The sequence below is a fragment of the Promicromonospora sukumoe genome, assembly GCF_014137995.1.
GTDB classification, from domain to species: domain Bacteria; phylum Actinomycetota; class Actinomycetes; order Actinomycetales; family Cellulomonadaceae; genus Promicromonospora; species Promicromonospora sukumoe.
The window spans coordinates 1,124,913-1,149,070 of sequence record NZ_JACGWV010000002.1 but is presented as its reverse complement, the minus strand read 5'-3'; the positions used below and the strand labels follow the sequence as shown (position 1 = coordinate 1,149,070).

At 69.4% G+C, this 24,158-nt stretch carries 23 protein-coding genes and 1 tRNA gene; 11 read left to right on the top strand and 13 right to left on the bottom strand.

Annotation, left to right across the window (positions count from 1 at the left end):
- Positions 1–177: 177 nt before the first annotated feature.
- The 3 genes from FHX71_RS22180 to sp36 form a co-directional block, all read right to left on the bottom strand.
- A tRNA-Pro gene (locus FHX71_RS22180) sits at positions 178–254 on the bottom strand.
- A 132-nt stretch (positions 255–386) separates the two neighbouring features.
- Positions 387–854 carry a RidA family protein gene (locus tag FHX71_RS22175; protein WP_182619570.1) on the bottom strand — a complete coding sequence of 156 codons (468 nt, stop codon included), beginning with the start codon at positions 852–854 and terminating at the stop codon, positions 387–389.
- A complete protein-coding gene (sp36, locus tag FHX71_RS22170; RefSeq protein WP_020017885.1) occupies positions 851–1,018 on the bottom strand; it encodes a Sp36 family protein in 168 nt (55 codons plus the stop codon). The genes FHX71_RS22175 and sp36 overlap by 4 nt, the downstream gene beginning before the upstream one ends.
- A gap of 193 nt (positions 1,019–1,211) precedes the next feature.
- Between sp36 and FHX71_RS22165 the strand changes: the two genes are divergently transcribed.
- Both FHX71_RS22165 and FHX71_RS22160 read left to right on the top strand, forming a co-directional pair.
- Entirely contained in the window at positions 1,212–3,536 is a 2,325-nt protein-coding gene (locus FHX71_RS22165) for a transglycosylase domain-containing protein (RefSeq protein WP_312877172.1), read from the top strand.
- Between the two features lie 5 nt (positions 3,537–3,541).
- On the top strand, positions 3,542–4,477 hold the full coding sequence (locus FHX71_RS22160; protein ID WP_182619569.1) for a metallophosphoesterase: 936 nt from the start codon (positions 3,542–3,544) through the stop codon (positions 4,475–4,477).
- A gap of 181 nt (positions 4,478–4,658) precedes the next feature.
- On the opposite strand, the gene FHX71_RS22155 is transcribed toward FHX71_RS22160, so the two are convergent.
- Together FHX71_RS22155 and FHX71_RS30330 are read right to left on the bottom strand one after the other, a co-directional pair.
- Complete coding sequence (locus FHX71_RS22155; protein WP_182619568.1) at positions 4,659–5,108, bottom strand: peptidoglycan-binding domain-containing protein; 450 nt, start codon at positions 5,106–5,108, stop codon at positions 4,659–4,661.
- Positions 5,109–5,161: 53 nt separating this feature from the next.
- On the bottom strand, positions 5,162–5,524 hold the full coding sequence (locus tag FHX71_RS30330; protein ID WP_182619567.1) for a helix-turn-helix domain-containing protein: 363 nt from the start codon (positions 5,522–5,524) through the stop codon (positions 5,162–5,164).
- A gap of 423 nt (positions 5,525–5,947) precedes the next feature.
- Between FHX71_RS30330 and FHX71_RS22145 the strand changes: the two genes are divergently transcribed.
- Both FHX71_RS22145 and FHX71_RS22140 read left to right on the top strand, forming a co-directional pair.
- Positions 5,948–9,928, top strand: coding sequence for a golvesin C-terminal-like domain-containing protein (locus FHX71_RS22145; protein ID WP_182619566.1), 3,981 nt, complete (start codon positions 5,948–5,950; stop codon positions 9,926–9,928).
- Between the two features lie 75 nt (positions 9,929–10,003).
- The gene (locus tag FHX71_RS22140) at positions 10,004–10,354 is read left to right on the top strand and encodes a hypothetical protein (RefSeq protein ID WP_182619565.1); all 351 of its coding nucleotides are present in this window, start codon (positions 10,004–10,006) and stop codon (positions 10,352–10,354) included.
- A gap of 75 nt (positions 10,355–10,429) precedes the next feature.
- On the opposite strand, the gene FHX71_RS22135 is transcribed toward FHX71_RS22140, so the two are convergent.
- The 4 genes from FHX71_RS22135 to FHX71_RS22120 all read right to left on the bottom strand — a co-directional run bounded on the left by FHX71_RS22135 (position 10,430) and on the right by FHX71_RS22120 (position 14,927).
- Positions 10,430–11,107 (bottom strand): Crp/Fnr family transcriptional regulator, encoded by a 678-nt coding sequence (locus FHX71_RS22135; protein WP_026366137.1) that lies wholly within the window; start codon positions 11,105–11,107, stop codon positions 10,430–10,432.
- A 240-nt stretch (positions 11,108–11,347) separates the two neighbouring features.
- Positions 11,348–12,463 (bottom strand): bifunctional 2-methylcitrate synthase/citrate synthase, encoded by a 1,116-nt coding sequence (locus FHX71_RS22130; RefSeq protein ID WP_182619563.1) that lies wholly within the window; start codon positions 12,461–12,463, stop codon positions 11,348–11,350.
- Between the two features lie 26 nt (positions 12,464–12,489).
- Positions 12,490–13,395 (bottom strand): methylisocitrate lyase, encoded by a 906-nt coding sequence (prpB, locus tag FHX71_RS22125; RefSeq protein WP_182619562.1) that lies wholly within the window; start codon positions 13,393–13,395, stop codon positions 12,490–12,492.
- Complete coding sequence (locus FHX71_RS22120) at positions 13,395–14,927, bottom strand: MmgE/PrpD family protein (protein ID WP_182619561.1); 1,533 nt, start codon at positions 14,925–14,927, stop codon at positions 13,395–13,397. The genes prpB and FHX71_RS22120 overlap by 1 nt, the downstream gene beginning before the upstream one ends.
- Before the next feature lie 235 nt (positions 14,928–15,162).
- On the opposite strand from FHX71_RS22120, the gene nth reads away from it, so the two are divergent.
- A complete protein-coding gene (nth, locus tag FHX71_RS22115) occupies positions 15,163–15,957 on the top strand; it encodes an endonuclease III (protein ID WP_182619560.1) in 795 nt (264 codons plus the stop codon).
- A gap of 18 nt (positions 15,958–15,975) precedes the next feature.
- Here the strand turns inward: nth and FHX71_RS22110 are convergent, their stop codons facing one another.
- Positions 15,976–16,923, bottom strand: coding sequence for an alpha/beta fold hydrolase (locus tag FHX71_RS22110; protein WP_182619559.1), 948 nt, complete (start codon positions 16,921–16,923; stop codon positions 15,976–15,978).
- A 10-nt stretch (positions 16,924–16,933) separates the two neighbouring features.
- Positions 16,934–17,716, bottom strand: a complete 783-nt coding sequence (locus tag FHX71_RS22105) for a winged helix-turn-helix transcriptional regulator (RefSeq protein ID WP_246403372.1) — start codon at positions 17,714–17,716, stop codon at positions 16,934–16,936.
- Positions 17,717–18,025: 309 nt separating this feature from the next.
- On the opposite strand from FHX71_RS22105, the gene FHX71_RS22100 reads away from it, so the two are divergent.
- On the top strand, positions 18,026–18,766 hold the full coding sequence (locus FHX71_RS22100; RefSeq protein ID WP_182619558.1) for a hypothetical protein: 741 nt from the start codon (positions 18,026–18,028) through the stop codon (positions 18,764–18,766).
- Between the two features lie 29 nt (positions 18,767–18,795).
- Here FHX71_RS22100 and FHX71_RS22095 read toward each other — a convergent pair whose 3' ends face one another.
- Positions 18,796–19,455 (bottom strand): YceI family protein, encoded by a 660-nt coding sequence (locus FHX71_RS22095; RefSeq protein ID WP_182619557.1) that lies wholly within the window; start codon positions 19,453–19,455, stop codon positions 18,796–18,798.
- 231 nt (positions 19,456–19,686) lie between these two features.
- On the opposite strand from FHX71_RS22095, the gene FHX71_RS22090 reads away from it, so the two are divergent.
- Entirely contained in the window at positions 19,687–20,136 is a 450-nt protein-coding gene (locus FHX71_RS22090) for a thioredoxin family protein (protein WP_182619556.1), read from the top strand.
- Positions 20,133–20,573: a DUF4395 domain-containing protein gene (locus FHX71_RS22085; protein ID WP_182619555.1), complete on the top strand. Its 441-nt coding sequence runs from the start codon at positions 20,133–20,135 to the stop codon at positions 20,571–20,573. Before FHX71_RS22090 ends, FHX71_RS22085 begins: the two co-directional genes overlap by 4 nt.
- A 63-nt stretch (positions 20,574–20,636) precedes the next feature.
- Here FHX71_RS22085 and FHX71_RS22080 read toward each other — a convergent pair whose 3' ends face one another.
- Positions 20,637–20,996 (bottom strand): DsrE family protein, encoded by a 360-nt coding sequence (locus FHX71_RS22080; protein WP_182619554.1) that lies wholly within the window; start codon positions 20,994–20,996, stop codon positions 20,637–20,639.
- Between the two features lie 150 nt (positions 20,997–21,146).
- On the opposite strand from FHX71_RS22080, the gene FHX71_RS22075 reads away from it, so the two are divergent.
- The 3 genes from FHX71_RS22075 to FHX71_RS22065 are packed head-to-tail and all read left to right on the top strand — an operon-like array spanning position 21,147 to position 24,116.
- Positions 21,147–21,764 (top strand): heme-binding beta-barrel domain-containing protein, encoded by a 618-nt coding sequence (locus FHX71_RS22075; RefSeq protein WP_182619553.1) that lies wholly within the window; start codon positions 21,147–21,149, stop codon positions 21,762–21,764.
- A gap of 51 nt (positions 21,765–21,815) precedes the next feature.
- On the top strand, positions 21,816–22,967 hold the full coding sequence (gene ygfZ / locus FHX71_RS22070) for a CAF17-like 4Fe-4S cluster assembly/insertion protein YgfZ (protein WP_182619552.1): 1,152 nt from the start codon (positions 21,816–21,818) through the stop codon (positions 22,965–22,967).
- A gap of 33 nt (positions 22,968–23,000) precedes the next feature.
- Entirely contained in the window at positions 23,001–24,116 is a 1,116-nt protein-coding gene (locus tag FHX71_RS22065; RefSeq protein WP_312877171.1) for an FUSC family protein, read from the top strand.
- Positions 24,117–24,158: the final 42 nt, after the last annotated feature.

The window sequence follows — 24,158 nt, the reverse complement described above, 5'->3', positions numbered from 1 at the left end:
ACCCGGCTGGGGCCGCTCTCCTTCGAGACCTAAGTTGCTTCGCTTTGCGGCGCCCCAAAGCGAAGAAACTTAGGTCTCGAAGGAGAAGAGCCCGCGCGGCGTCGGGACGAGGAACTTGATCGGGGGGACGAAAAAGGCCCTCCGGCAGCATTTCTGCTGGCCGGAGGGCCTTTCACATGGTCGGGGTGACAGGATTTGAACCTGCGACCTCTTCGTCCCGAACGAAGCGCGCTACCAAGCTGCGCCACACCCCGATGGAGTCGACCGCACACCAGGCACGAAGCCCTTCCGCGGAAGCCTGCTCAGAATAGCCGACGCATGGCCCGGAACGGAAACCGAATCCGTAGTGGGTCCGGTCACGCCCGTCCCGGGCCGCTGCGAGAGCCTTACGCGAGCTCGACCACGAGCTCCACCTCGACGGGCGAGTCCAGGGGAAGGACTGCCACGCCGACGGCGGAACGGGCGTGCAGGCCGGCGTCGCCGAAGATCTCGCCGAGCACCGTCGAGGCACCGTTGATGACCCCGGGCTGGCCGGAGAAGGACGGGTCGCTCGCGACGAAGCCGACGACCTTCACGATCCGCGAGATCGAGTCGAGCGAGCCGGTGATCGAGCGGACGGCGGCCAGCGCGTTGAGGGCGCACGTGCGGGCGTAGCCCGCGGCGTCGTCCGGGGAGACCAGGCCTTCGCCCTCGCCGACCTTGCCGGTGGCCTGCAGGGTGCCCTCCGCGAAGGGCAGCTGGCCGGACGTGTAGACGTAGCGGCCGGTCTGCACGGCCGGCACGTAGGCGGCGACGGGCGCCGCCACCTCGGGGAGCGTGATGCCGAGCTCGGCGAGGCGCTGCTCGTGGCTCATGCGTCACCGCCCGTGGGGCGCTTCAGGTAGGCGACGAGACCGGTGCCGTCGGGTCCGGGGACCACCTGCACGAGCTCCCAGCCGTCCGAGCCCCATTGGTCGAGGATCGCCTTGGTGTTGTGAATGAGGAGGGGGATCGTCGCGTACTCCCACTTCGTTGCCATGCCGACGATGCTAGCCCGCGAACGGCGACGGCGATTCCGCACGAGACCTGCACACCGGCCGAGCCGGTTTTCGAGGTGCCCTGTCAGTGACACCCCGTAACCTGGGCGCATGGCCATGGCGAACCCTCGCGAGCCGCGCCGGATCACTCGGACCATACCCGCGGCTCAGCTCATCGGACTTCTTCTTGCATTCGTGCTCACTGCCGGCGCCGGTGGCGTGATCGCGGCCGGGCTGGTGATCCCGCTCGCGTCCGGCATGGACACGGCGGTCGACACCGGCGTGGAGGTGTTCGAGGAGGTTCCTGACGAGCTGGTCCCCGGGCCGCTCTCGGAGCAGTCCCAGATCTACGCGGCCGACGGCAAGACGAAGCTGGCGACGTTCTACGCGCAGAACCGCATCGTCGTGCCGCTCGACAAGGTCTCGGACCACATGAAGAACGCCGTGATCGCCATCGAGGACGAGCGCTTCTTCACGCACGGCGGCGTGGACCCCGAGGGCATCTCGCGTGCCGCGGTGCAGAACTTCGGCGGCGGCGACACGCAGGGCGCGTCGACGCTGACCCAGCAGTACGTGAAGAACGTGCTCATCGAGGAGTCCGTCCGGGCCAACGACACCTTCGGCGTGCTGGAGGCCCGCGAGGACTCGCTCACCCGCAAGCTGCGCGAGGCCAAGCTGGCGATCGCGATCGAGAAGGAGATGTCGAAGGACGACATCCTGCAGGGCTACCTCAACATCGCGCAGTTCGGCACCAGTGTCTACGGCGTCGAGACGGCCGCGCAGCACTACTTCAACAAGTCCTCGAAGGACCTGTCGATCGTCGAGGCGGCCACGATCGCCGGTATCACCAAGGCGCCCAGCCAGTTCGACCCGGTGGCCAACCCGGAGGACGCCGTGGTCCGCCGCAACCTGGTGATCGGCAAGATGTGGCAGCTCGGCTACATCTCCACGGCCGAGCGTGACGAGGCGATGGCGACCAAGCTGGAGGACACGCTCGACGTTCAGCCCATCGAGGTCGGCTGCGACTCGGCCGGCGGCGCCGCCTTCTTCTGCGACTACGTGATCAAGGAGATCATGGCCAACCCCGAGTTCGGGGAGACCAGGGACGACCGGTACGACCTCCTGTACCGCGGCGGTCTGCGGATCGTGACGACGATGGACGTCAAGATGCAGAAGGCCGCCCAGAAGACGATCACCGACGCGGTCCCGGCCGACAACGCCTACGACCTCGAGGCGGCGGTCACGTCGGTCGAGCCGGGCACCGGTCAGATCAAGGCGATGGCCCAGAACGTGCCGTACGACGCGCGGTCCGAGCCGGGCCCGCGCACGACCGCGCAGAACTACTCGGCCGACTACAACCACGGCAACTCGCGTGGCTTCCAGGTGGGCTCGAACTTCAAGCCGTTCGTGCTCGCCGAGTGGCTGCGCAGTGGCCGGACTCTCAATGATCGGGTCAGTGCCAACTCCTTCTCGGCCTACGAGACGGAGTTCGAGGCCAGCGGCTGCGCGCACGCCTTCACGCATCAGCAGTGGCCCGTGTCGAACGTCGACGGGTCCGCCAGCGGCACCGTGAGCGTGATGCAGGGCACGTTCCAGTCGCTGAACACGGTGTACGCCCGGATGTCGCAGCAGCTCAACCTCTGCAACGTCCAGCAGACGGCGTGGGACGCCGGCTTCCGGCCGATGACGTCGAGCCTGACGTACGAGGGAACCGGTGGTGTGTTCCGCACGATCGACAACCCGGAGAAGCGGGATATCGACGTGTTCGCCGCGATGACGCTCGGTACCCAGGCATCCACCCCGGTCAACCAGGCGGCGGCCTACGCGACCTTCGCCTCGGGTGGTACCTACTGCAACCCGGTCGCGATCCTCGAGGTCAAGGACCACGCCGGCAAGAAGATCGACGTCCCGTCGGCCGACTGCAAGCAGACGCTCGAGGCCGGGGTCGCCAACACCGTGGCCTACGCCATGACGCACGTCTTCCAGAAGAGCCCGTTCGGCACGGCCTGGCAGCTGTCGCCGGGTCTCGGGGACGGCCGCCCGGTCGCAGGCAAGACAGGTACGACCAACGAGGCGATGCAGAGCTGGTTCACCGGCTACACGCCCAACCTCTCGACGTCGGTCTGGGTGGGCGAAGCCAGCGGCAACGTGCCGCACATGAACGTGTACCTGCCGTCCATGACCTGGTACGGCGCCGCGCCCAAGGCCGGCCCCATGTACGGCGGTACCATCGCCGCCCCGGCATGGCGCAGGTACATGGACCAGGCGGTCGCGAACCTGCCCGTGAAGTCCTTCCCCGCGCCCGACCCCAAGCTCGTCGGCAAGGCCCCGGTCGCCCCGAAGCCCGACACGAGTGACGGTGACTCTGGCGGTGGCGACGGCGGTGGAGACTCCGACGGCGGTGGTGACTCCGGCGGCGGCAACGGCGGTGGAAACAACGGCGGCGGCAACGGTGGCGGCAACGGCAACGGCAACGGCAACGGCGGCGGCGAAGGCGGCGGCCCGGGCGGAGACGACTGATCCGCATGGGGAGGCTGGGTAACGTCGGCAAGGCTCTCGGGATCGTCGGGGGCCTTGCCGCCGCCGGGATCGCGTACGCGCACGTGGAGACCAAGCTCTTCCGGCTGCGTCGCGTGACCCTGCCGGTGCTGCCCCCGGGGCAGCGGCCGATCCGCATCCTGCAGGTCGCCGACCTGCACCTCACGCCGAGCCAGCGCACCAAGCAGGCGTGGGTCCGCTCGCTGGCGGCGCTCGAGCCGGACCTGGTGATCAACACGGGGGACAACTTCGGGCACCAGCAGGCGCTCGCCCCGCTGCTCGACGTCCTGGGCCAGCTCATGGACGTGCCCGGCGCGTTCGTCATGGGGTCGAACGACTACTACGCACCACACTTCAAGAACCCGGCCCGGTACCTGCTGCCGGACGCCCGCGTCGAGGGCGGCGAGAAGATCCCGCTGCCCACCGAGTCGCTCCGGAAGGCGTTCACGGACTCCGGCTGGGTCGACCTGGACAACCGCCGCGGCCTCGTGGAGCTGCGCGACGGGCGCACCGTCGGGCTGGTCGGCATGGACGACCCGCACCTCGACCTCGACGTCATGCCTGAGCCGGGCCGGGCGCCGGGCGAGGAGGACGCGGTGCTGCGCCTCGGCGTCGTGCACGCGCCCTACCAGCGGGTGCTCAACCAGCTCAAGGACGACGGCGTGGACGCGATCATCGCGGGCCACACGCACGGCGGGCAGCTCTGCCTGCCCTGGTACGGCGCCCTGGTGACCAACTGCGACCTGGACCGCGGCCGCGCGTCGGGCCTGCACGGGTGGCCGGGGCCGCGCCCCGACCGCGAGGGCGGGGAGGACTCCACGTGGCTGCACGTCTCGGCGGGCGCCGGCACGTCGCCGTACGCTCAGGTGCGCTTCGCGTGCCGCCCGGAGGCCACCCTGATGACGTTCACTGCAAGTCTCTGATAGCGGACAAGGCGAAGGACTCGACACTTAGCGGTCGAGTCCTTCGCCATTTGTGGGCGGGCAAGTTTCCTGTGCGGTCTATCGCTCGTAGTCTTGGGCGCACCGAGACTGTAAGGCGGCAGGCAGAACTACGTTACGAGCATTCTTGCTGCCCGACCGCCCACCATTGATTCAGCCATGGTTATCGGGTCGCAGCCAGGTACCCACATCCCGACGAATTGTACTTGGCGAACTTGATGTTCTTGGCCGTCTGGAGGCCGTAGATTCCATCGGCCTCGATCCCCTCATCTGCTTGCGCGCGGGCCAGGGCATCTTCAGTTCGCCATCCAAAGATCCCGTCAGTCGTCAGGTTTTCACCGTAGCAGCGGTTCAGAGACTCCTGGAGTCTCTGTGCGCCGTTAGCGCTCCCGGAATAGAATCCAGCCCACATCGAGCAGTTGCGGCTCCAGCTCGCGGTGTTTCCGGTGTATGGAATGAGGGCGCTGCCGCCACCCTTGGTGGACCAGCCAATGGAATCGAACAGGTTGCACGTGCTGACTGCCTGTGCAGGTGGCGCAGCGTCCACCTGGGTTGCGAACAGTGCCATTCCTAGAACGGCGACACTTGCCGTCACACGCAGAATTCTCTTCATGCGGTGAGCCAATCAACGGCCCGCCACCTCTGGCAAGGGTGAGATCCGAATGTTCATCGATCGTGAAATTTTCGATGCGAGCTGCCGGCGCTTGAATGGACTGACTGTGCGGCAAGGGGGCGGCCGGTCCCACTGCTGTCCGGCGTGCTGCTTCGTCGCAGGTGGGTCGCCGTGGCGATGATCGCAGCTTCTGCCGCCACTATCGCCTCTGCGTGCTTGCGTACTTCCTCGCCAAGTTCGGTCAGTACGAACTCGCCATGAGCACGCCGGAAGAGCGCCGCACCGACTCGCGTCTCGATCGCGTTGACATGGGTGCTGATAGTGCTCAGTGCGCGGTGGGTAGCGGTTGCCGCTGCGGTTGTCGTCCCGTACTCGCACAGTGCAAGAAATGAGTGGATCCGAGGATCGGTCAGCACGTCGCCTCCGGGCAATGATGTTGCAACGATATTGCAAGGGCGACTCAGAGGTTGCCGCAGACATCGAGTCGCCGCAAGGTCGTTGACGGGTGAAATGCGGTGCGGAGCCGCCACGGCACGGACGAGGGCGCTGTCGTCGTCTTTGATACGTCGACTCTGAGTTCTTCATGACTCATGAATTCTGCAAGGTTGCGGCTAGAGCCCCTTCCTCGAGCGGTGGCGGGATACGTAGTGTCGCGGCGACCCGTGACTTCTCACCCAGGTGGTGCCATGCCCATGCCAGGAAGACCTTCGAGTCAGACCCGCTCACGTCCCAGGTTCCGAGCGCGACGGCTCGGCGCGACTGCGACCGGACTGGCGCTTGTCGGCGCGCTCGTGTGTGCCGGTCTGGTTCCGGCTCAAGCCGACGTGGAGCCAAGTCCCATGGATCAGGCTCCCAAGTCTGTCGACGGCCTTGAGCAGAGTCTTCCGTCGGCCGTGCCCGAGCGGGACCGCGCCGAGACACTTCCGGATGACTGGAAGACCTCGGGCGACGTGGCCTGGACTACCGTGGGCGACTCGGCCGGGCTCCATCTGCTCACGGCTACTGCCAAGTCCGGATACGACTGGGGCGTCACGGCGACGCTGACGGAGCCGGGAATCGATGCCGACGAGTGGATTGGCAACGCATGTGTGACGTCATCCGGTCGTTACGCGGTTGTCGTGTACGCGCCACGCATGTTCGTGAACAAGCCTGACCTGTTCGACCGAGGTGCCCTGAGCGCCGTGGTCGACCTGCGATCCGGGGCAGTCACGAAGCTTGAAGCATCGGCCTCGCTGGCGTACTTCAACCCGGGGTGCGGCGCCAACGACCTGGCCGCGATTACCGCGGCCCGAGCGAATGACGATCAGGGTGATACCCGCCTGATCACGGTGGACGCCGCCACGGGGCGGCAGGGTAGGGCAGTGGAACTCACTGGTCAGGTGACGTCCGCGGTACCTGTGTCTAAGGCTGAATATGTCGCGGCAACTGGGCGATTGGTTTCACGCATTGAGGCGGACGGGCAGATCATCCCTGTGGCCGAGACGCACGCCGTGCCGTCGTCCTTGATCCTGGACTCTGACGGCGGCATCGTCTACCTGGACTCGGTCGCTGGCGACCGTGGGGTGGTAGCGGGCAATGCCCAAGACGTCGACGAGGTAGCGGTACAACGTCTAGGACGAGCTCAGTGGCGTGCGACACCCGACCGGCGCGATCTCCTCGCGCCGGCCGAGTTGGCGCGTGGCCGTGCAGACGAGTTCGCACTGGCACCGGCGCCCCGTGGTGCGGTCGCAATCCTCGGTAAGGCAGAGGTCCGCAAGAACCTCCCCTCCGGAATGACACATATTCCGGATCTTGTGCCCAGTGCCCAGGCGAGGGTGTCGTTCGACGCGGACGTGGTGATCGACGGTGTCGGTTGGGATCGTGAGGCCCAGGTTGCCGATCCGATGGTCCCTCGTTCCGCTCGGCTGACGCTGCACGTCCCGGAGGCGTCGTCGTCGACCGAACTAGGCGTGTCGCTCGCCGCCGAACACGAGTCGACGCCGAGTGACCCGGCCGGCCGGGAACTTTCGCCAGCGTTGGGAAAGGTTGCTGCGGGTGCGATGGCCCCGACAGACCTGCATGACGAGTTCAACGAGCGCGCCTGCGGTGTCACACGCGGTGAACCCCGGTTACAGGCGATGCAGCCGCGTCCACGGCAGGTCGAGTGGGCCGTGAACCAGCTCGTGCAGGGAACGCTGGACGAGGCGTACTACCCCGAGGGGCGTGGCGGATGGCGGACGCGTGTCGAGAAGTCGGACGTTGCTCCCGGTGTCCTGCTTGATCTGCCCCCGCTGGCCGGGCCGAAGACCGTCGCGGATATTCCGCCGCAAGTGATTCTCGGCATCGCAATGAGCGAGTCGAACATGCAGCAGGCTGCAAAATCGGTTGTACCAGGCGTGACGGGTAACCCCCTGATCGGAAATTATTGGGGCGTCAACGACGGCTGGGACATCGACTTCACCGAGGCGGACTGTGGATACGGTGTCATGCAAGTGACCGACGGCATGGTGGTCAACGGGCGCCCTTATGACGAGCAGAACGCGATCGCAGTGGATTACGTGTACAACATCCAAGCGGGTGTGCAGATCCTCGTGGAGAAGTGGAACCAGACGTATAATGCGGGGGCTCGGATTCACGATGGTGACGCGACGCGTGTGGAGGACTGGTTCTACGCTCTCTGGGCGTATAACAGCGGTTGGTATCCAGAGTCGGATGCTGACATCAACAATGGAGCCTGGGGGCTCGGTTGGCACAACAACCCGGCTAACCCGAAGTACCCGCCGTACCGCCTTCCATTTTTGAACAACAACAACTTCGACGACGGCAGGAGCCCCAACCTCTGGACATACCCCGAGAGGACGCTGGGTTTCGCAGCATGGTCGAGCGAACTCATCGATGGTGTAGGCAAGACCGCAATCGGTTTTCGGCCCGCCCGGTGGACTCTGAATGAGTACAGGGAGACCATCAAGCCTCCGATCGAGACCTTCTGCGATGAGACCAACCGTTGTGACAAGGACCGAGTGGGCGACGTGTACACCGGGCCTGACGGACCTGAGGTCCCAGGGCCGTGCTATAGCCAGTCCCAGACCCCGAGCTACGATTTCCGGTGCTGGTATCACGAGCCTGCCTCCTGGAAGGAGTACTGCTCGCCCGGAACTGGAACCCCATCGCCCACTTGTGGGGAGGGCTTCATCCGGTTTCCGGGTGAATGGGATGGTGACGAAGACCCCTACCAGGACGGTGTACAGCCGAACCCCCACAGCGATGCCTACGACGAGGAAGACAACCAGCGTTCCTATCCGCCGAATTGCTCGACCAACGCGACAGCCGGTACGAACAGTGCACCACCAGGCTCGTGGATCGTGGACGATGTTCCGGCGGGAACTGCTTCCGTAAGGACTTGTGGCAGATCGGCTAGCGACGGGACGTTCGCGTGGGCCATGCAACAAGCGGACGACGGAACATTCCCGCCGAAGAAAGACATCCACCAGATCGGAGCCGGCTGGCAGGGACACTTCTTCTTCAGCCACACCCGGACCGGAGGGGCCGGCGGCGTCGGTGCGATGCTCCGTGCGGAGGGGACCTGGACGCTCGACCGTTCGTACTCTGGATGGATGCGGATCGCCGTTCACCTACCGGATCATGGCGCGCACACTCAACAAGCGCGCTACGAGATTCACCTCGGTGATGGTCGTTATGAAACCCGCTATATCAATCAGCGGCGCATGGCTAATAACTGGGTATCGCTCGGCGCATACCGTGTCGACGGCATTCCGAGCGTCATGCTGAGTAATGTATCGGAGGATGGAGAGGGTACGCAGGACGTGGCTTGGGACGCTGTCGCTTTCCAGGCGCTGGACCAGGAGCCGGTCAAGGTAGCGGTGCTCGGTGACTCATTCAGTGCAGGTGAAGGAACGGGGTACTCTGCCTCGTCGGGCGCGGCAGGGTATTACCCTGAGACGAATGTCGGCGGCGACCTTCAAGGCACTGAAGACAGCGACTGGCAGAACTCATGTCGGCGGAGCCCCGACGCCTGGGCGCGTAAGATCACCGTTCCTGGAACCTCGGAGAATGTAGGCGCATTGACCGACGCCTGGAGCTCGGATGTCGAACTCGGTTTCGTCGCTTGCTCTGGTGCGCAGACCAAGGACCTGCTCGACGTGCCGTGGAACGACGGGGTTGGTTCGCAGTACGGAGAAGTGCGACAGGCTCGCGCTGGAATTCTCGGCGATGAGACAGATTTTGTCCTCCTCACAATCGGTGGAAACGATGGCGATCTGTTCACTGGTATAGTGGAGAATTGCATCCAGTTGCCTGCCTGTCAGACTCGCCCGCCGCTCGACACTGCTTACGATCAGGTGGACGACAATACCCTTCCGGCGATGGAGAGTGTTCTTGGTGTCATTCGAGAAAAGGCGCCGAATGCCAAGATCGTGATCGGCACGTATCCTGAGCTCTTCAGCTATGACCCGGACGTCATCGAGCTCTGTTGGGTCGAACCCGGCGAGGCTTCGCACATTCTGGCGCTTCAGGCATACTTCAGCAGTCGGCTCGAAGAACTGCTCACTCGGCTCTATTACGACGGATTCGATGTATCGATCGCCTACGCTGAACCCGAGTTCAGAGGACATGACACCTGTGTCCTTGATGCTGGTGGGGACAACTGGATCAATCCTCCGCTCCTCACGGCGACGCATCGGCAGGGCTCCGGAGACAGCGCAGGTACCGTGAGCCGGGCATCCATCCATCCCAACGATCGGGGCACAGACGCTTATGCACGAGCATTTGATCGAGCGCTACGGGAGGAATGGCCTCCGAACCCGCCTCTGGGGCGGCAGTGATCGGCGATCAAGAATCCGGGTCCTGTAGTGCAGCGTCGTCCAGCTGTAACTCTCGCGGTGGGCGTGTCTTGCCTGGTGGTGGGGTGGGTTGTCTGGTCGGCGTTCTCCGAAGATCTGGGGGACGCGCTCCGGGGATCATCCACAGATCCGGAAGAACTGCAAGCAACCACGTTGTCACGGTACGAGGCTGGCCTCGAAGCGGCTGGCGCCGACCGATCCTTCACGGAGCCCGAGGTGACTGCGAGCGTCGGCGAGTACTGGGGAGGTGACGTGGCGGCTGATGCAGTGACGATCGTCGTTCACATCCCTGGCTCCTCAACGTCAGCACAATGTTTTGAGCTCCGAGCGAGGGTCGTACCGGATGGCGTAGAAGTGACCAGCTCGCCGGTCGACGACGGTTGCATCGCTGACCTCCAGAAGCACTGATCTAGCACGAAACAACTGAAGGAGGGCTCAGGCTTAGCGCCCGGCCCTCCTTCAGTAGTTTGGTTGGTTGCAGCCTCAGCGCGCCCGGCGCTCCAGGCGGTCGAGGTCCAGCAGCACGACGGCGCGGCCCTCGCGGCGTACCCAGCCGCGGGTCGCGAAGTCGGCCAGGGCCTTGTTCACGGTCTCGCGGGAGGCGCCGACGAGCTGCGCCAGCTCCTCCTGCGTGAGGTCGTGCGCCACGCGGATGCCGTCGTCGTTGGGCTCGCCGAACCGGGTCGACAGGTCCAGCAGCGCCTTGGCCACGCGACCGGGGACGTCGGAGAACACGAGGTCCGCCAGCGTCTCGTTGGTGCGGCGCAGACGGCGCGCCAGCGCACCGAGAAGCTGCGTGGCGACTCCCGGGTGGTCGGCGATCCACTTCACGAGCGAGTCGTGACGCAGCTCGTAGACCACGGAGTCGGACACGGACGACGCCGAGGCCGTGCGGGGGCCCGGGTCGAACAGGGACAGCTCGCCGAACATCTCGCCCGGGCCCAGGATCGACAGCAGGTTCTCGCGGCCGTCGCTCGACCGGCGACCCAGCTTGATCTTGCCCTGCGCGATGACATAGAGCCGGTCGCCCGGTTCGCCCTCGCGGAAGAGCACGTCACCCCGGACCAGCTCCACGGGCACCATGGACTCGAAGAGTGCGTGCGTCTCCTCGCCTTCCATGTCCGCGAAGAGGGGGGCAGAGAGTACGACTTCGTCGTCCACCAGTGGTGTCCTCACGTGTCGGGGACTTTCGTCCATCAGTCTTTTCCACCTCTCAGTCTGCCTCAATGTCACGAGATTGCCGGATCATCGGCCCCTCTCGCGGCGTCCGCGTGGCGTGCAGCCCGACGCGATCGTCCGCCTCATGCGGGATGTCGGCTTTGCCCAGCACGAAGTAGGACGCCCGTCCATAAATCCTAGGGGTGGTACCTGGGAGTTCGGAACGGGCGTCCAGGGAACCCGTCAGGGAACCTCGCGCTGCTCCGGGCCCACGTACTCGCACACCGGCCGGATCAGCGAGTTGGCGGCCCGCTGCTCCATGATGTGCGCCGTCCACCCGGTGATCCGGGAGGCCACGAACAGCGGCGTGAAGATGTTCGTGTCGAACCCGATCAGGTGGTAGGCCGGCCCGGCGGGGTAGTCCAGGTTGGGCTTGATGTTCTTCCGGCTGCCCATGGCGTTCTCGAGGGTGTCGTACAGGTCGAGCACCTCGGTCTGGCCGTAGTGCTCGGCGAGGTCGCCGAGCACGGCACGCATGGTCGGTACGCGCGAGTCGCCGTTCTTGTAGACCCGGTGGCCGAACCCCATGATCTTCTTCTTCTGCGCGAGCGCGTCCTCGAGCCAGGCCTCGGCCCGGTCGGCCGAGCCGATCTCCTCGAACGTGGCCTGCACGGCCTCGTTCGCGCCGCCGTGCAGCGGGCCCTTGAGGGCGCCGATGGCGCCCGTGACGGCCGAGTGCAGGTCGGCGAGCGTCGAGGTGATGACGCGCGCGGTGAACGTGGACGCGTTGAACGAGTGCTCGGCGTACAGCACCATCGAGGCCTCGAACGCCTGAACGACGGCGGGCTCGGCCTCCTCCCCGAACGTCATCCACAGGAAGTTGGCGGAGTAGCCGAGGTCCTCGCGGGGGTGCACGATCTCCTGGCCCCGGCGACGGCGCTGGTCGAGCGCGACGACGGCGGGCAGGACCGCCCACAGCCGCAGCGCCTTGGCGAGCTCCGCCTCGGGCGAGGAGTCCTCGGCCTGCGGGTCGTGCGCGCCCAGGATCGACACCGCGGTGCGGCACACGTCCATCGGGTGGCAGTCGGTGGGCAGCTCGAGGATCGCGTCCCTGATGTTGTCCGGCAGCTCGCGGTGCACCCGCTCGGCCGCCGTCTGCTCGCCGAGCTGCGCGGGCGTGGGGAGCTCGCCGTGCCACAGCAGGTAGGCGACCTCCTCGAAGGACTTCTTCGCCGCCAGCTCCTGCACCGGGTAGCCCCGGTACAGCAGCGAGTTCGTGTCGGGGTTGACCTTCGAGATCGCCGACGTGTCGGCGACGACTCCGGCCAGACCCTTGCGGATCTCCGTGGTCTCGGTCATGCGCACTCCTTCGTGTCGAGACTAAGTCAGGGCTTGTAGGTGAAGACGTTCGAGTCGAAGTGGTTGTAGGCCGCGTAGTCGGTCAGCTCGTAGAGCCGGGCCCGGGTCTGCATCTGCGGCACCAGGCCCGCCTGCGTGCCCGACGCCGAGATCTGGTCCAGCGCCCGTTCGGCGGCGCCCATCGCGATGCGCAGCAGGGTGACGGGGTAGATCACGAGCCGCGCACCGGCGTCGTGCAGCTGCTCGGCGGTGAAGAGCTCGGACTTGCCGAACTCCGTCATGTTCGCAAGCACCGGCACGTCGAGGGCCGAGGCCACGGCCTCGAACTCGGCGAGGTCCTTCATCGCCTCGGGGAAGATGGCGTCCGCCCCGGCGTCGGCCAGGGCCTTGGCGCGATCGATCGCGAGCTTGAGCCCGCGCTCGCCCGGCTCCGTGCCGCGCACGTCGGTGCGCGCCATGATCAGGAAGTCGGGGTCGCGCCGGCCGTCGGCGGCGGCCCGGATGCGCCGGACGGCGTCGCCGAGCCCGACCACCTCCTTGCCGTCGAGGTGGCCGCACCGCTTGGGGTTGACCTGGTCCTCGATGTGGATGCCGGCCACGCCGGCGTCCTCCATGGTCTGGACCGTGCGGGCCACGTTCATGGGCTCGCCGAACCCGGTGTCGGCGTCCGCGAGGACGGGCAGGTCGGTGACCCGGGCGATCTGACCGGCCCGGCCGGCCACCTCGGTCAGCGTGGTCAGGCCGATGTCGGGCAGGCCGAGGTCGGCCGACAGCACGGCGCCCGAGACGTAGACGCCGTCGAACCCCTTGTCCTGGATGAGCTTGGCGCTCAGCGGGTTGAAGGCGCCCGGGAGCCGCAGGATGTCCGGCCCGGCGAGGGCCTCGCGGAAGGCCCGGCGCTTGGCCGCGGGGGTGAGGTGGGAGTAGAGCATCAGGCGCGCCCCAGCTCGAACAGCCCCGTCGGGGCGGGGACGGCGTCCAGCACCCCGGGCGCCGCGACGATCGTGAGCTCGCGGACCTCGGCGGGCGTGAGCTCGGGCAGGTGCTCGGCCAGGTCGAGGAACCGGTCGATCTCGGCGCCGGACAGGATGTCCGCGGCCAGCGTGCGGAACTTCGCGACGTAGTTCGCGCGGGCGAACGGGCGGGCACCCAGCGGGTGGGCGTCGGCCACGGCGATCTCCCGCGTGACGACCTCGCCGGAGGTGAGCGTGATCTCGACGCGGCCGCCGAACGCCTTCTCGGCCGGGTCGGTCGAGTGGTAGCGGCGCGTCCACCCCGCGTCCTCGGCGGTGGTCACCTTGCGCCACAGCTCGACCGTGTCGGGCCGCTGCGCGCGCTCGGGGGCGTAGGAGCCCACGTGGTGCCAGCCGCCGTCCTGCAGCGCCACCGTGAAGATGTAGGGCACCGAGTGGTCCAGGGTCTCGCGCGACGCCGTCGGGTCGTACTTCTGCGGGTCGTTCGCGCCGGAGCCGATGACGTAGTGCGTGTGGTGGCTGGTGTGCAACACGATCGACGCGACGTTCGCCGGGTCCCGCAGCTCCGGGCGCTCGTTGCCCAGCGCACGGGCCATGTCGATGATCGCCTGCGCCTGGTACTCCGCGGAGTGCTCCTTGGTGTACGTGTCGAGGATGCCGGTCCGGGCCTCGCCGGCCGCGGGCAGCACGACGTCGTAGGCGGCGTCGGGCCCGTCCAGGAGCCAGGCGACCACGCCGTCCTCGCCCTCGTAGATGGGCTCGGGGGAGGTCTGGCCGCGCATCGCGCGGTCCACGGCCTCGATCGCGAGCTTGCCCGCGAAGGCCGGCGCGTGCGCCTTCCAGGTCGAGATCTGGCCCTTGCGGCTCTGCCGCGTGGCGGTCGTGGTGTGCAGGGCCTGGCCGATCGCCTGGAACACCGTCTCGGTGTCCAGCCCGAGCAGCGTGCCGATGCCGGCCGCCGCCGACGGGCCGAGGTGCGCCACGTGGTCGATCTTGTGCTTGTGCAGGCTGATCGAGCGGACCAGGTCCACCTGGATCTCGTAGCCCGTCACGATGCCGCGCACCAGGTCCCGGCCCGAACGGCCGGCGTGCTGCGCCACGGCCAGGATCGGCGGGATGTTGTCGCCCGGGTGGGAGTACTCGGCCGCGAGGAAGGTGTCGTGGAAGTCGAGCTCGCGCACGGCGACGCCGTTGGCCCAGGCCGCCCACTCGGGGCTGCTCGTCGCGTCGGGCGCGAGGCCGAAGACCGTGGAGCCGGGCGAGTACGGGTGCGCCTGGGCCTGCGACCGGGCGGCGACGGCGGGGCTACGGGTCAGGCTGGCCGCCGCGACCGAGGCGTTGTCGATCACGCGGTTGATCACCATGTCGGTGACCTCGGCCGTGGGCTCGACGGTGTCGGTGGCGAGCTCCGCGAGCTTCCAGGCGAGCTGGTCGGTGCGCTTGAGCGGCTCGGCGGACGGGTAGACGCGCAGGTGGTGCGTGTACGGCATGGTGACTCTTCCTCGATTCACGTGGACCGTCGTGGGGTCCGGGGTGCTGCCCGGACCGTCGGGCGGGCATCGGGTCGCGACCGCTCGGCTGGTGGACGGCGGATGCGCCCTTGACCTTCTCATACTCCGCGTCCTAGGTACACGAGCCAACCCGGCGCCAGGTTCCCGTTCCCGGAGATCCGGTTCGGACGGCGTTCCCGGGCCGGATGTCGGTGGTGATCGTTAGTGTGGCGACGTGACCGTCAGCGAGCACGAGCCCGAGAGTCAGCCCAAGGACGCGCCGGAGAGCAGGCTGGCGCTCGTGCGCCGGGCGCGGCGCATCAACCGCCTGCTCGGCGAGACCTATCCGGACGCGCGGGCCGAGCTCGACTTCCGCACGCCCCTGGAGCTGCTGGTCGCGACCGTGCTCAGCGCGCAGACCACCGACGTCCGGGTCAACCAGACCACGCCTGAGCTGTTCGTGATGTACCCGGACGCGCAGGCGTACGCGGAGGCGAACCCCGAGGAGCTCGAGGAGATCCTGCGGCCCCTCGGGTTCTTCCGCGCCAAGTCCCGGGCCGTGATCGGCCTGGGCAAGGCCCTGGTCGAGCGGTTCGACGGCGAGGTCCCGGGGCGGCTGAAGGACCTGGTGACGCTGCCCGGCGTCGGCCGCAAGACGGCGAACGTGGTGCTCGGCAACGCGTTCGGCGTGCCGGGCATCACCGTGGACACGCACTTCGGGCGGCTGTCCCGGCGGCTGGGCCTGACCACCGAGGAGGACCCGGTCAAGGTCGAGGCCGAGGTCGGCGGGCTCTACCCGAAGAAGGAGTGGACGATGCTCAGCCACCACCTCGTGTGGCACGGGCGGCGCGTGTGCCTCGCGCGCACCCCGGCGTGCGGGGCGTGCAGCATCAAGCACCTGTGCCCGTCGTACGGGGCGGGCGAGACCGACCCGGAGAAGGCCGCGAAGCTGGTGCGGCCCGCGCCGGAGCGCTCCGCGCTGGCGGGCCTGCCGCTGGTCGCGCCGAAGCAGCCGACTGCGCCGAAGTAGCGGGCCGCGCCGAAGTAGTCAGGCCACGCGGGCGAGCCAGCCCAGCAGGATCTCGTTCACCCGGTCGGGCGCCTCCTCGGGGAGGAAGTGCCCGGCCCCGGGGATCAGCTCGTACCGCAGGTCCGAGGCGAGCCCGACGGCGTCGACGTCGGCCCGCTCGTAGCGCAGGAACCCGTCGCGGGCGCCCTGGAGCTGCAGCACCGGCACCTCCAGCGGACGGCGCAGCGCGGTGGCGAACCGCCGGCCGTCCATCCGGGGCGTCGACCGCACGAACCAGCGCAGCGCCTCGACGGCGGAGTGCGCGGCGAACGGGATGCGCATGACGGTCCGGTACAGGTCCACGACGTCGTCGGGCAACGGGGACGCGGTGCCGAGGTCCAGGGTGCGCCGTACCCGGTCACCCTGGGTCAGGGCGCGCTCCGGGAACGTCGGGACCTGCAGATAGGCCAGCTCACGCAGGGCCCCCGGCGTGAAGGCGGCCCCGCTCCGCAGCCGCACCCGGGCGGGGTGCGGGCTGGCCAGGACGGCCACGGCCGCCGTCGTGCCCGGGTGGAGGGCCGCGACCGCCCAGGCGAGCGTGCCGCCCGTGCCGTGCCCCACGACCACCGCGGTCTCCCGGCCCAGGGAACGCACGACCCCGGCGACGTCCGCCGCCCGGGCGGGCAGTGCGTAGCCCGACGGCGGCTTGTCCGAGCCGCCCACCCCGCGGACGTCCATGGCGGCGACGCGGTAGCCCGCGGCGGCCAGGGCCGGGATCTGCGCGCGCCACGCCCACCAGAACTGCGGGTACCCGTGCAGCAGGAGCACCAGGGGCGCGGAGCGGCTCTCCGGGCCCGCGACCGCCACGTGGAAGCGCGAACCGCCGGACGAGACGAACTCGTGCCGCCACGGCCCTTCGACGAGGGCTAACGTGTAGTCGCTGGTGGCTGCCGAGCGGACGGCCGGTCTGGCCGAGAGTGCGGTCACATAACCGAACCTACGCGCTCGGTGCGCGGTCTGCGCGTCGCCCGTTCTGGTCGTCGGTGGCCGGGGTGTCGGACGAGGCCGCCGGGGCCGAGGGGGCCGGAGGCTCCTCGACCGGGCGCTCCTTCGGCGGGTCGAACCGGTAGCCGACGTTGCGCACCGTGCCGATGAGCTGCTCGTGCTCCGGGCCGAGCTTGGCCCGCAGGCGCCGCACGTGGACGTCCACCGTGCGCGTGCCCCCGTAGTAGTCGTAGCCCCAGACCTCCTGCAGCAGCTGGGCGCGGGTGAACACGCGGCCCGGGTGCTGCACCAGGTACTTGAGGAGCTCGAACTCCTTGTAGGTCAGGTCGATGGGCCGGCCGCGGAGCCGGGCGGTGTACCCGCCGGCGTCGATCGCGAGCTCGCCGGCGGAGATCTCCTGCTGCGACTCCTCGGCCGGGCCGCGCGCCGAGCGCTCGACCACGAGCCGCAGCCGGGCCTCGACCTCGGCGGGCGAGGCGGACTCCAGCAGAAGGTCATCGGCACCCCACTCGTGGGTCACGACCGTCAGGCCGCCCTCGGTGAGGATCAGCACGAGCGGCACCGTCAGGCCGGTGGCGTGCAGCAGCCGGCAGGTGGTGCGGGCCGCGACGAGGTCGCGGCGGGCATCCAGCAGCACGACGTCCGCGTCGGGCGCGTCCACGAGCGCGGAGGGCTCCATCGGGAGCACCCGCACCCGGTGGGACAGCAGTCCCAGCGCGGGCAGTACCTCGGCCGACCCGCCGGTGGCGGGCGTGAGGATCAACAGCTCTGCCATTGACGCACCTCCTCTCGGAACCGGCGTGCTGCTACCGTCCCTGGCTCGGGTCTCGCTGACGCGAGACGTCCCGTCGCGTCCAACTGGCTCTGCGGAAGTCTGCCCTGTTGCTTGTTGCGTGCATGTTACACGCCCTTTTCCTGGACACCACCATGCTGGTCAGGGCCCGTGACGTTCGCATGACGCGGGTGTTGCTCGTCTCGTTCCGGCGCTGGAACAGGCCCGGGATCTGGCCGGTACGGGGTCTCGATGGGGGAACACGGGGCTGCGATTGAAGGAACTGCGGAACTCTCTGGAAAACTCTGAGCCGTGTCCGTCTCCACCCGCGCCGTGACGACCGCCGCGCTCGCGGCCCTCGTCGCCGCCGCGTCCTACGTCCAGCCCCGGCCCCTGCCCCTCGTGGCCGCGGTGGTGGTCCTGGTGGTCCTCGTCGCGCTGGGCTGGCCGTCGCTCCTGCGGCTGCCCGCCTCGGGCAGCACGCGGGTGGTCGTGGCGCTCTGCGGGCTCGGGGGAGCGGCCACCGTGTACTTCACCCAGGGCGAGCCCGTGCTCCGGAACCTGCCGATCGTGCTGGCCGGCGCCGTGGTGCTGGCGTTCATCGCGCAGATGCTGCGCCGGGACGGACGCCCGCAGCTCACGGAGTCCGTGTCGGGCACCGTGGCGGGCGTCGTCGTGGCCGTCGCCGCCTCCGGCTGGGTCGCCGCCGCACGGTCCGACGCCGGTGCCGCGCTCGTCGTCACGAGCGCGGTGGCGCTCGCCGTGGCCGCCGCCGTGTCGGCGCTGCCGGTACGTGGCTGGGTGGCGCTCGGGATCTCCGCCGTCGCCGCCGTGGTGGTGGGCGGTGGCGCCGCGACCCTGCTGCCGAACATCGACACGGTGAGCGGGCTGTGGTGCGGCCTGGTGGCGGGTGTGGTCGTGGGAGCCCTGCACCTGCTCCTGGAGCGGCTGCCCGCCCGCGGCGCACGTCTGGCCGGGCTCGCGGCCAGCGCGCTGCCCGTCGCGGTGGGCGGCATCTTCGTGTTCGTCGTGGGCCGGATGGTCATCCTCTGAGGTGACGCCGGCGGGGCCGTGCGGTCCCGTCAAGACTGGCGGATCATCTCGCCGGCGATCTCGATGCGGACCTTCTTGGCGACCAGCACGCCGCCCGCCTCCAGCGCGACGTTCCACAGCAGGCCCCAGTCCTCGCGCAGGATCTCGCAGCTGCCGTGGAAGCCGAAGATGTCCTGGCCGTAGGGGTCGTGCCCCACGCCGCCGAACTCGCACTCCAGCGTCACCGGACGGGTCACGCCGCGCACCGTCAGCTCGCCGTCCATCACGAACTTGGTGAACGAGCCGTCGGCCTGGGCGGGGTCGTGCGGTGCCCGTCCGGCGGTGCCCGCCTTGAGCCGGGCCCACGAGAAGATCGGGTCCACCTCGGTCCGCATCCGGAACCCGGTGCTGCGGAACTCGATGATGGGGTGGTTCTCCACGTCCAGGAAGTCCGCGCTGCGCAGGTGGGTGTCGCGCTCGTCCACGTGCGTGTCGACCGACGCCGCCTGGATGGTGCAGGTGACCTGCGAGGCGAGCGGGTCCTCCCCGACGGTGACCGTCGCCTCGCCCTCGGCGAACTCGCCTCGGACCGGGCTGACCATCATGTGCATGGCGAGGAAGCCGAGCCGCTTGTGATTCTGGTCGATCTGGTACACCCCGGCCGCCGGGATGGTCAGACCATTCCACGTACGAGTAGGCAAAACTTCCATCCTAGACAATTCTCCTATAGATGCGGATGCATGCACGCTACCACCGGGCCGTCCTTCGCCCGGGTGGGATTTCGGCACCAGAAATACTGTCCCGAGCGACGGTGCAGACCAGGGAATCATGCGGACCTGTGCCCGAGAAGATCAGGCCCCCCACTGTGACCGGCCTCATGGTCCATCCACATCGCGGATCAGGACTTGTCTGGACGAGCAAGGCACGGCAGGGTGGGCTAAATGTTGGGACAGGTGATCGCGCTCGTCGTGCTCGTGCTGGGCACCGCGGCGCTCGGCGTGTGGTGGTCGGCACGCCAGGGGGCCGTCCGCGCCCCCCGTGCGACGCCCGTCGGCATCGACTGGGCCTCCTCCGGGATCGCGCTCGCCGACCGGGTGACCTTCGTGCAGTTCTCCGCCGAGGTGTGTGCCGCCTGCCGGTCCACGTCCCGCGTGCTCGGGGGACTGACCGGGCAGGAGCCCGACGTCGCGCACCGCGAGGTGCTGGTGGACGACCACCTCGACCTCGTGCGCACCCTCGGCGTGCTCCGGACGCCCACGGTGCTCGTGGTCGACGGTGGCGGCCGCGAGGTGGCCCGGATGAGCGGCGTCGTGTCCGACACCCAGGCGCGGCAGGCGCTGAGCCGGGTTCCCGCAGCTGTGGCCGAACTGGACGGGGAAGGGCAGTCATGAGCGTGAGCAAGGGGATCGACCCGCGTGGGCCGCGCGTCGGAGCGAGCATCACGGCGGTGCTGCTGGCCGCCGTCGTGCTGCTGGGCGCGAGCACCGCGGGGCTGTGGCTGCTGACGTTCATCATGCTGAGCTTCCTGCTCGGCACGTTGCGCGGCGCCGAGGGCTCGTGGCAGGGGATGCTCTACAAGAGGTTCGTGCGGCCGCGGCTGAGCCCGCCCACGGAGATGGAGGACCGGCGCCCGCCGCGCTTCGCGCAGGGCGTGGGCCTGTTCGTCACCGGCGTGGGCGTGATCCTCGGCTTCTTCGGGGTGCTGCCCGCTGTGCCGATCGCGGCCGCGGCGGCGTTCGTCGCGGCGGCGCTCAACGCCGTCGTCGGGCTGTGCCTCGGGTGCGAGCTCTACCTGCTGCTGCGGAAGTCGGGCCTGGTCCGCGCCTGAGCGCGGCTCGGCCTGAGCGCCGGCCCGGACCCGCGCCTGAGCGCGGGTCCGGGCCGGCCCACGTCAGTAGACCAGCGCCTGGGCCCCGTCGCGCAGGATCTCCTCGGTGAACAGCGCCGAGCCGGCGATTCGCACGCCCGGCAGCACGTCCGCCTCGGTGATGTCGCGGCGTGCCGCGCACTGCGTGCAGACCGTGACCGTCCCCGCGCCCAGAATCACCTCGATGAGCTGGGGCAGGGGCGTCGCGTGCTCCAGCTCGAGCTCCGCGGCGCGGCCGGGCAGCGCGAGCCACGCCGACTCGCCCGTGAGCCAGAGGCTCACCTCCGCGCCGGACGCGACGGCGGCGGCCGCCACGGTGAAGGCCTGGTTGGTGGCCTCGGGCCGGTCCAGGCCGGAGGTGGTCTTGATCACGAGCTGGCGCATGGGCCGACTGTAGGCCGTGGACGTTAGGATCGGCACCATGTCGATCCACGCCCTTGAGCTCATCTTCACCGGCCTCATCGTCGCCGTCGCCGTCGCCGTGACCTGGTTCGCCGGCTACGTCGTCTACAAGCTGTACACCGGCCAGCGCTGATGACGTTCACGTTCCCGGACGGCCTCTCGCCCGAGATCTACCCGCTGGCCTGGCTGGTCGGCCGCTGGCGCGGCGAGGGCGTGATCGACTACCCCGGCGTCGGCAAGAAGACCTTCGTGCAGGACCTGGTCTTCGACCACGACGGCGGCCCGTACCTGCGGTTCGAGTCCACGCTGCGGGTCCTGGAGAGCGTCGTCCCCGACAAGCTGCCCGACGACGGCGAGTGGCCGGCCCCCGTGCCGGACCCGACCGACACCGAGGCCGAGGCCCCGGCCGCCGACGCGACGCCCGACGCCGCCGGCACCGTCTGGTCCACCGAGACCGGCTACTGGCGCGTCTCCACGGACCGCCCCGAGGGCCTCGAGGAGAACAAGCACGCGCTCGAGGTGCTCGTGGCCGACGCCTCCGGGCGCATCACCGTCTACATCGGCGCCGCGGGCAACGGGCGGATCGACCTGGCCTCGGACGCGATCGCGCGGACGTCGACGGCGTCCGAGGTGCGCGCGTCGAAGCGCCTGTACGGCCTGGTCCAAGGTCGCCTGCTGTGGGTGGAGGAGCTCGCCGCCTTCGGCGAGCCGCTGCGCTCGTACGCCTCGGCGGAACTCGACCGCCAGTAGTACCCGGACGGGAATGTCCCGCCCGTCCACGACGCTGCACCTGAGGTGAGCATGGATTACGAGAGCCCCCTGCTGAGCCGGCGCGGCGCGGTCGCCGCCGCCGGGCCCGACGCCGGGGTCGCCTGGCACTACGGCGACCCGACGGCCGAGCAGCGCGCGCTGTCGCGCGGCGGCGCCGTGGTGGACCAGTCCCACCTCGGGATCGTGCGCGTCGCGGGCCCCGACCGGCTGAGCTGGCTGCACTCGATCACCTCCCAGCAGCTCGAGGGCCTGCAGCCCCGGACCAGCACCGAGCTGCTCGTCCTGTCGCCGCAGGGCCACATCGAGCACGTCGCGGGCGTGGTCGACGACGGCGAGGCCACGTGGCTGATCACCGAGCGCGAGTCGGCACCGGCGCTGGCCGGCTGGCTCGACCGCATGAAGTTCACGCTGCGCGTCGAGATCACGGACGCCACCGACGAGTGGGCGGCCATCGGCGAGCCCGTGGCCACCGAGGGCGCGGAGGGCGAGCCGGTGACCTGGCACGACGCCTGGCCGCACGTCGTCGGCGGCGGGACGCGCTACGGCCCGCCCGAGGGCGAGCACCCCGGCGCGATGCGCCCGTGGCGGCTCGTGCTCGTGCCGCGCGCCGAGCTGGAGGCGCAGGTCGCTGCCCGCGAGGCCGCCGGCTGGCCGCTCGCCGGCACCTGGGCCACCGAGGCCCTGCGCGTCGAGGCCTGGCGCCCGCGCCAGGCGCGCGAGGTCGACGACCGCACCATCCCGCACGAGCTCGACCTGCTGCGCACCGCCGTGCACATCAACAAGGGCTGCTACCGCGGCCAGGAGACCGTCGCGCGCGTGCACAACCTCGGCCGGCCGCCGCGCCGGCTCGTCATGCTGCACCTCGACGGCTCGCAGCACCTGCTCCCGGAGGCGGGGGCCGAGGTGCGCCTGCCCGGGGCGGACGGCGCGCCCGGCAAGGTGGTCGGCACGCTGACCTCCATGGCACGCCACCACGAGCTGGGGCCGATCGGCCTGGCCGTGCTCAAGCGGAACGTCCCGGAGGACACCGAGCTGATGGTGTCCGGCGACGTCTCGGGCCAGGCCATCGAGGTGTCGGCGGCGCAGGAGATCATCGTGCCGGGTGACGGCATGTCGGTGGACCGGCCCGAGTCCCACGGCCCCCTGACCCGCGGCCTGCGCGGCCCGGCCAGCCTCATCTGACAGCTCCGTGAGGCCGGGTGGCAGGATGCCACCGTGACCTCACTGCCCGGCCCCGCCGACGAGATGTGGCGCAAGGCCAAGCGCACGCTCATGCTGCGCACCCGGCTGCGGCAGGGCTGGACGCGCGCGCGGGCGAGCCTGATCCCGATCGCCCAGGCCTCGCTCGCGGCCGGCGTCGCGTACCTGATCGCGCGGTACGTGCTGGGGCACGAGCAGCCCTTCTTCGCGCCGGTCGCGGCCTGGGTGCTGCTCGGGTTCACCGCGCAGCGGGACGTGCGCCGGGTCTCCGAGATGGCCGTGGGCGTGGCCGTCGGCGTCGCCATGGGCGACCTGATCGTGCACCTGATCGGCTCGGGCTGGTGGCAGCTCAGCCTGGTCCTGTTCATCTCCGCGATCGCCGCGCGGTTCATCGACCGCGGCGCGCTGCTGGTCACGCAGGCGGGCGTCCAGGCGATCATCGTGGTGGGCCTGCCGCAGGTCTCCGGCGGGCCGCTCGGCCGGTGGACCGATGCCCTGGTCGGCGGCGCCGTCGCGCTCACGGTCGCGCTGCTCACCCCCGGTGACACCCGGCGCCGGCCGCGGGCGCTCGCCGAGCAGGCCGTGACCGAGCTCGCCGAGACCCTGGAGACGCTCGCCCGCGGCCTGCGCTCGGACGACACCGACGACGTCCGCGCCGCCCTCGTGCGCGGCCGGGCCTCCGAACCTGTGCTCGCCGAGTGGCAGGAGGCCGCCCGCGACGCCCGCGAGCTGGCCCGGATCTCGGTGGGACGCATCCACCGCGGTGAGCTCGGCCGCCTGGAGGACCAGGCGGTGCTCGTCGACCGGGTCATGCGGTCCGTGCGGGTGCTCGCGCGCCGCGCGCTCCCTGTGGTCGAGGGGGAGCACGACGTCCAGCCCGTCGCGGGGCTGGTCGAGGGCTTCGCGTCCGGCGTCCGGCTCCTCGCGTCCGACGTCGGCTCCGGGGGCGACGCCGCGCGGGCGCGCGAGGTGCTGAGCACCGTCGCCGCCCAGCTCGACCCGCGGACCGTGGGCGAGGGCGACTGGCAGGTGCAGTCCCTGGTGCTGCTGCTGCGCTCGCCCGTGGTCGACGCGCTGGAGGCCACGGGGGCCACCCCGGGCGACGCGCGCGCGGCGCTGCCGGAGCTGTAGGCCCTGCCCGAGCTGTAGGCGCCTGTCCACAGGCTGTGCACA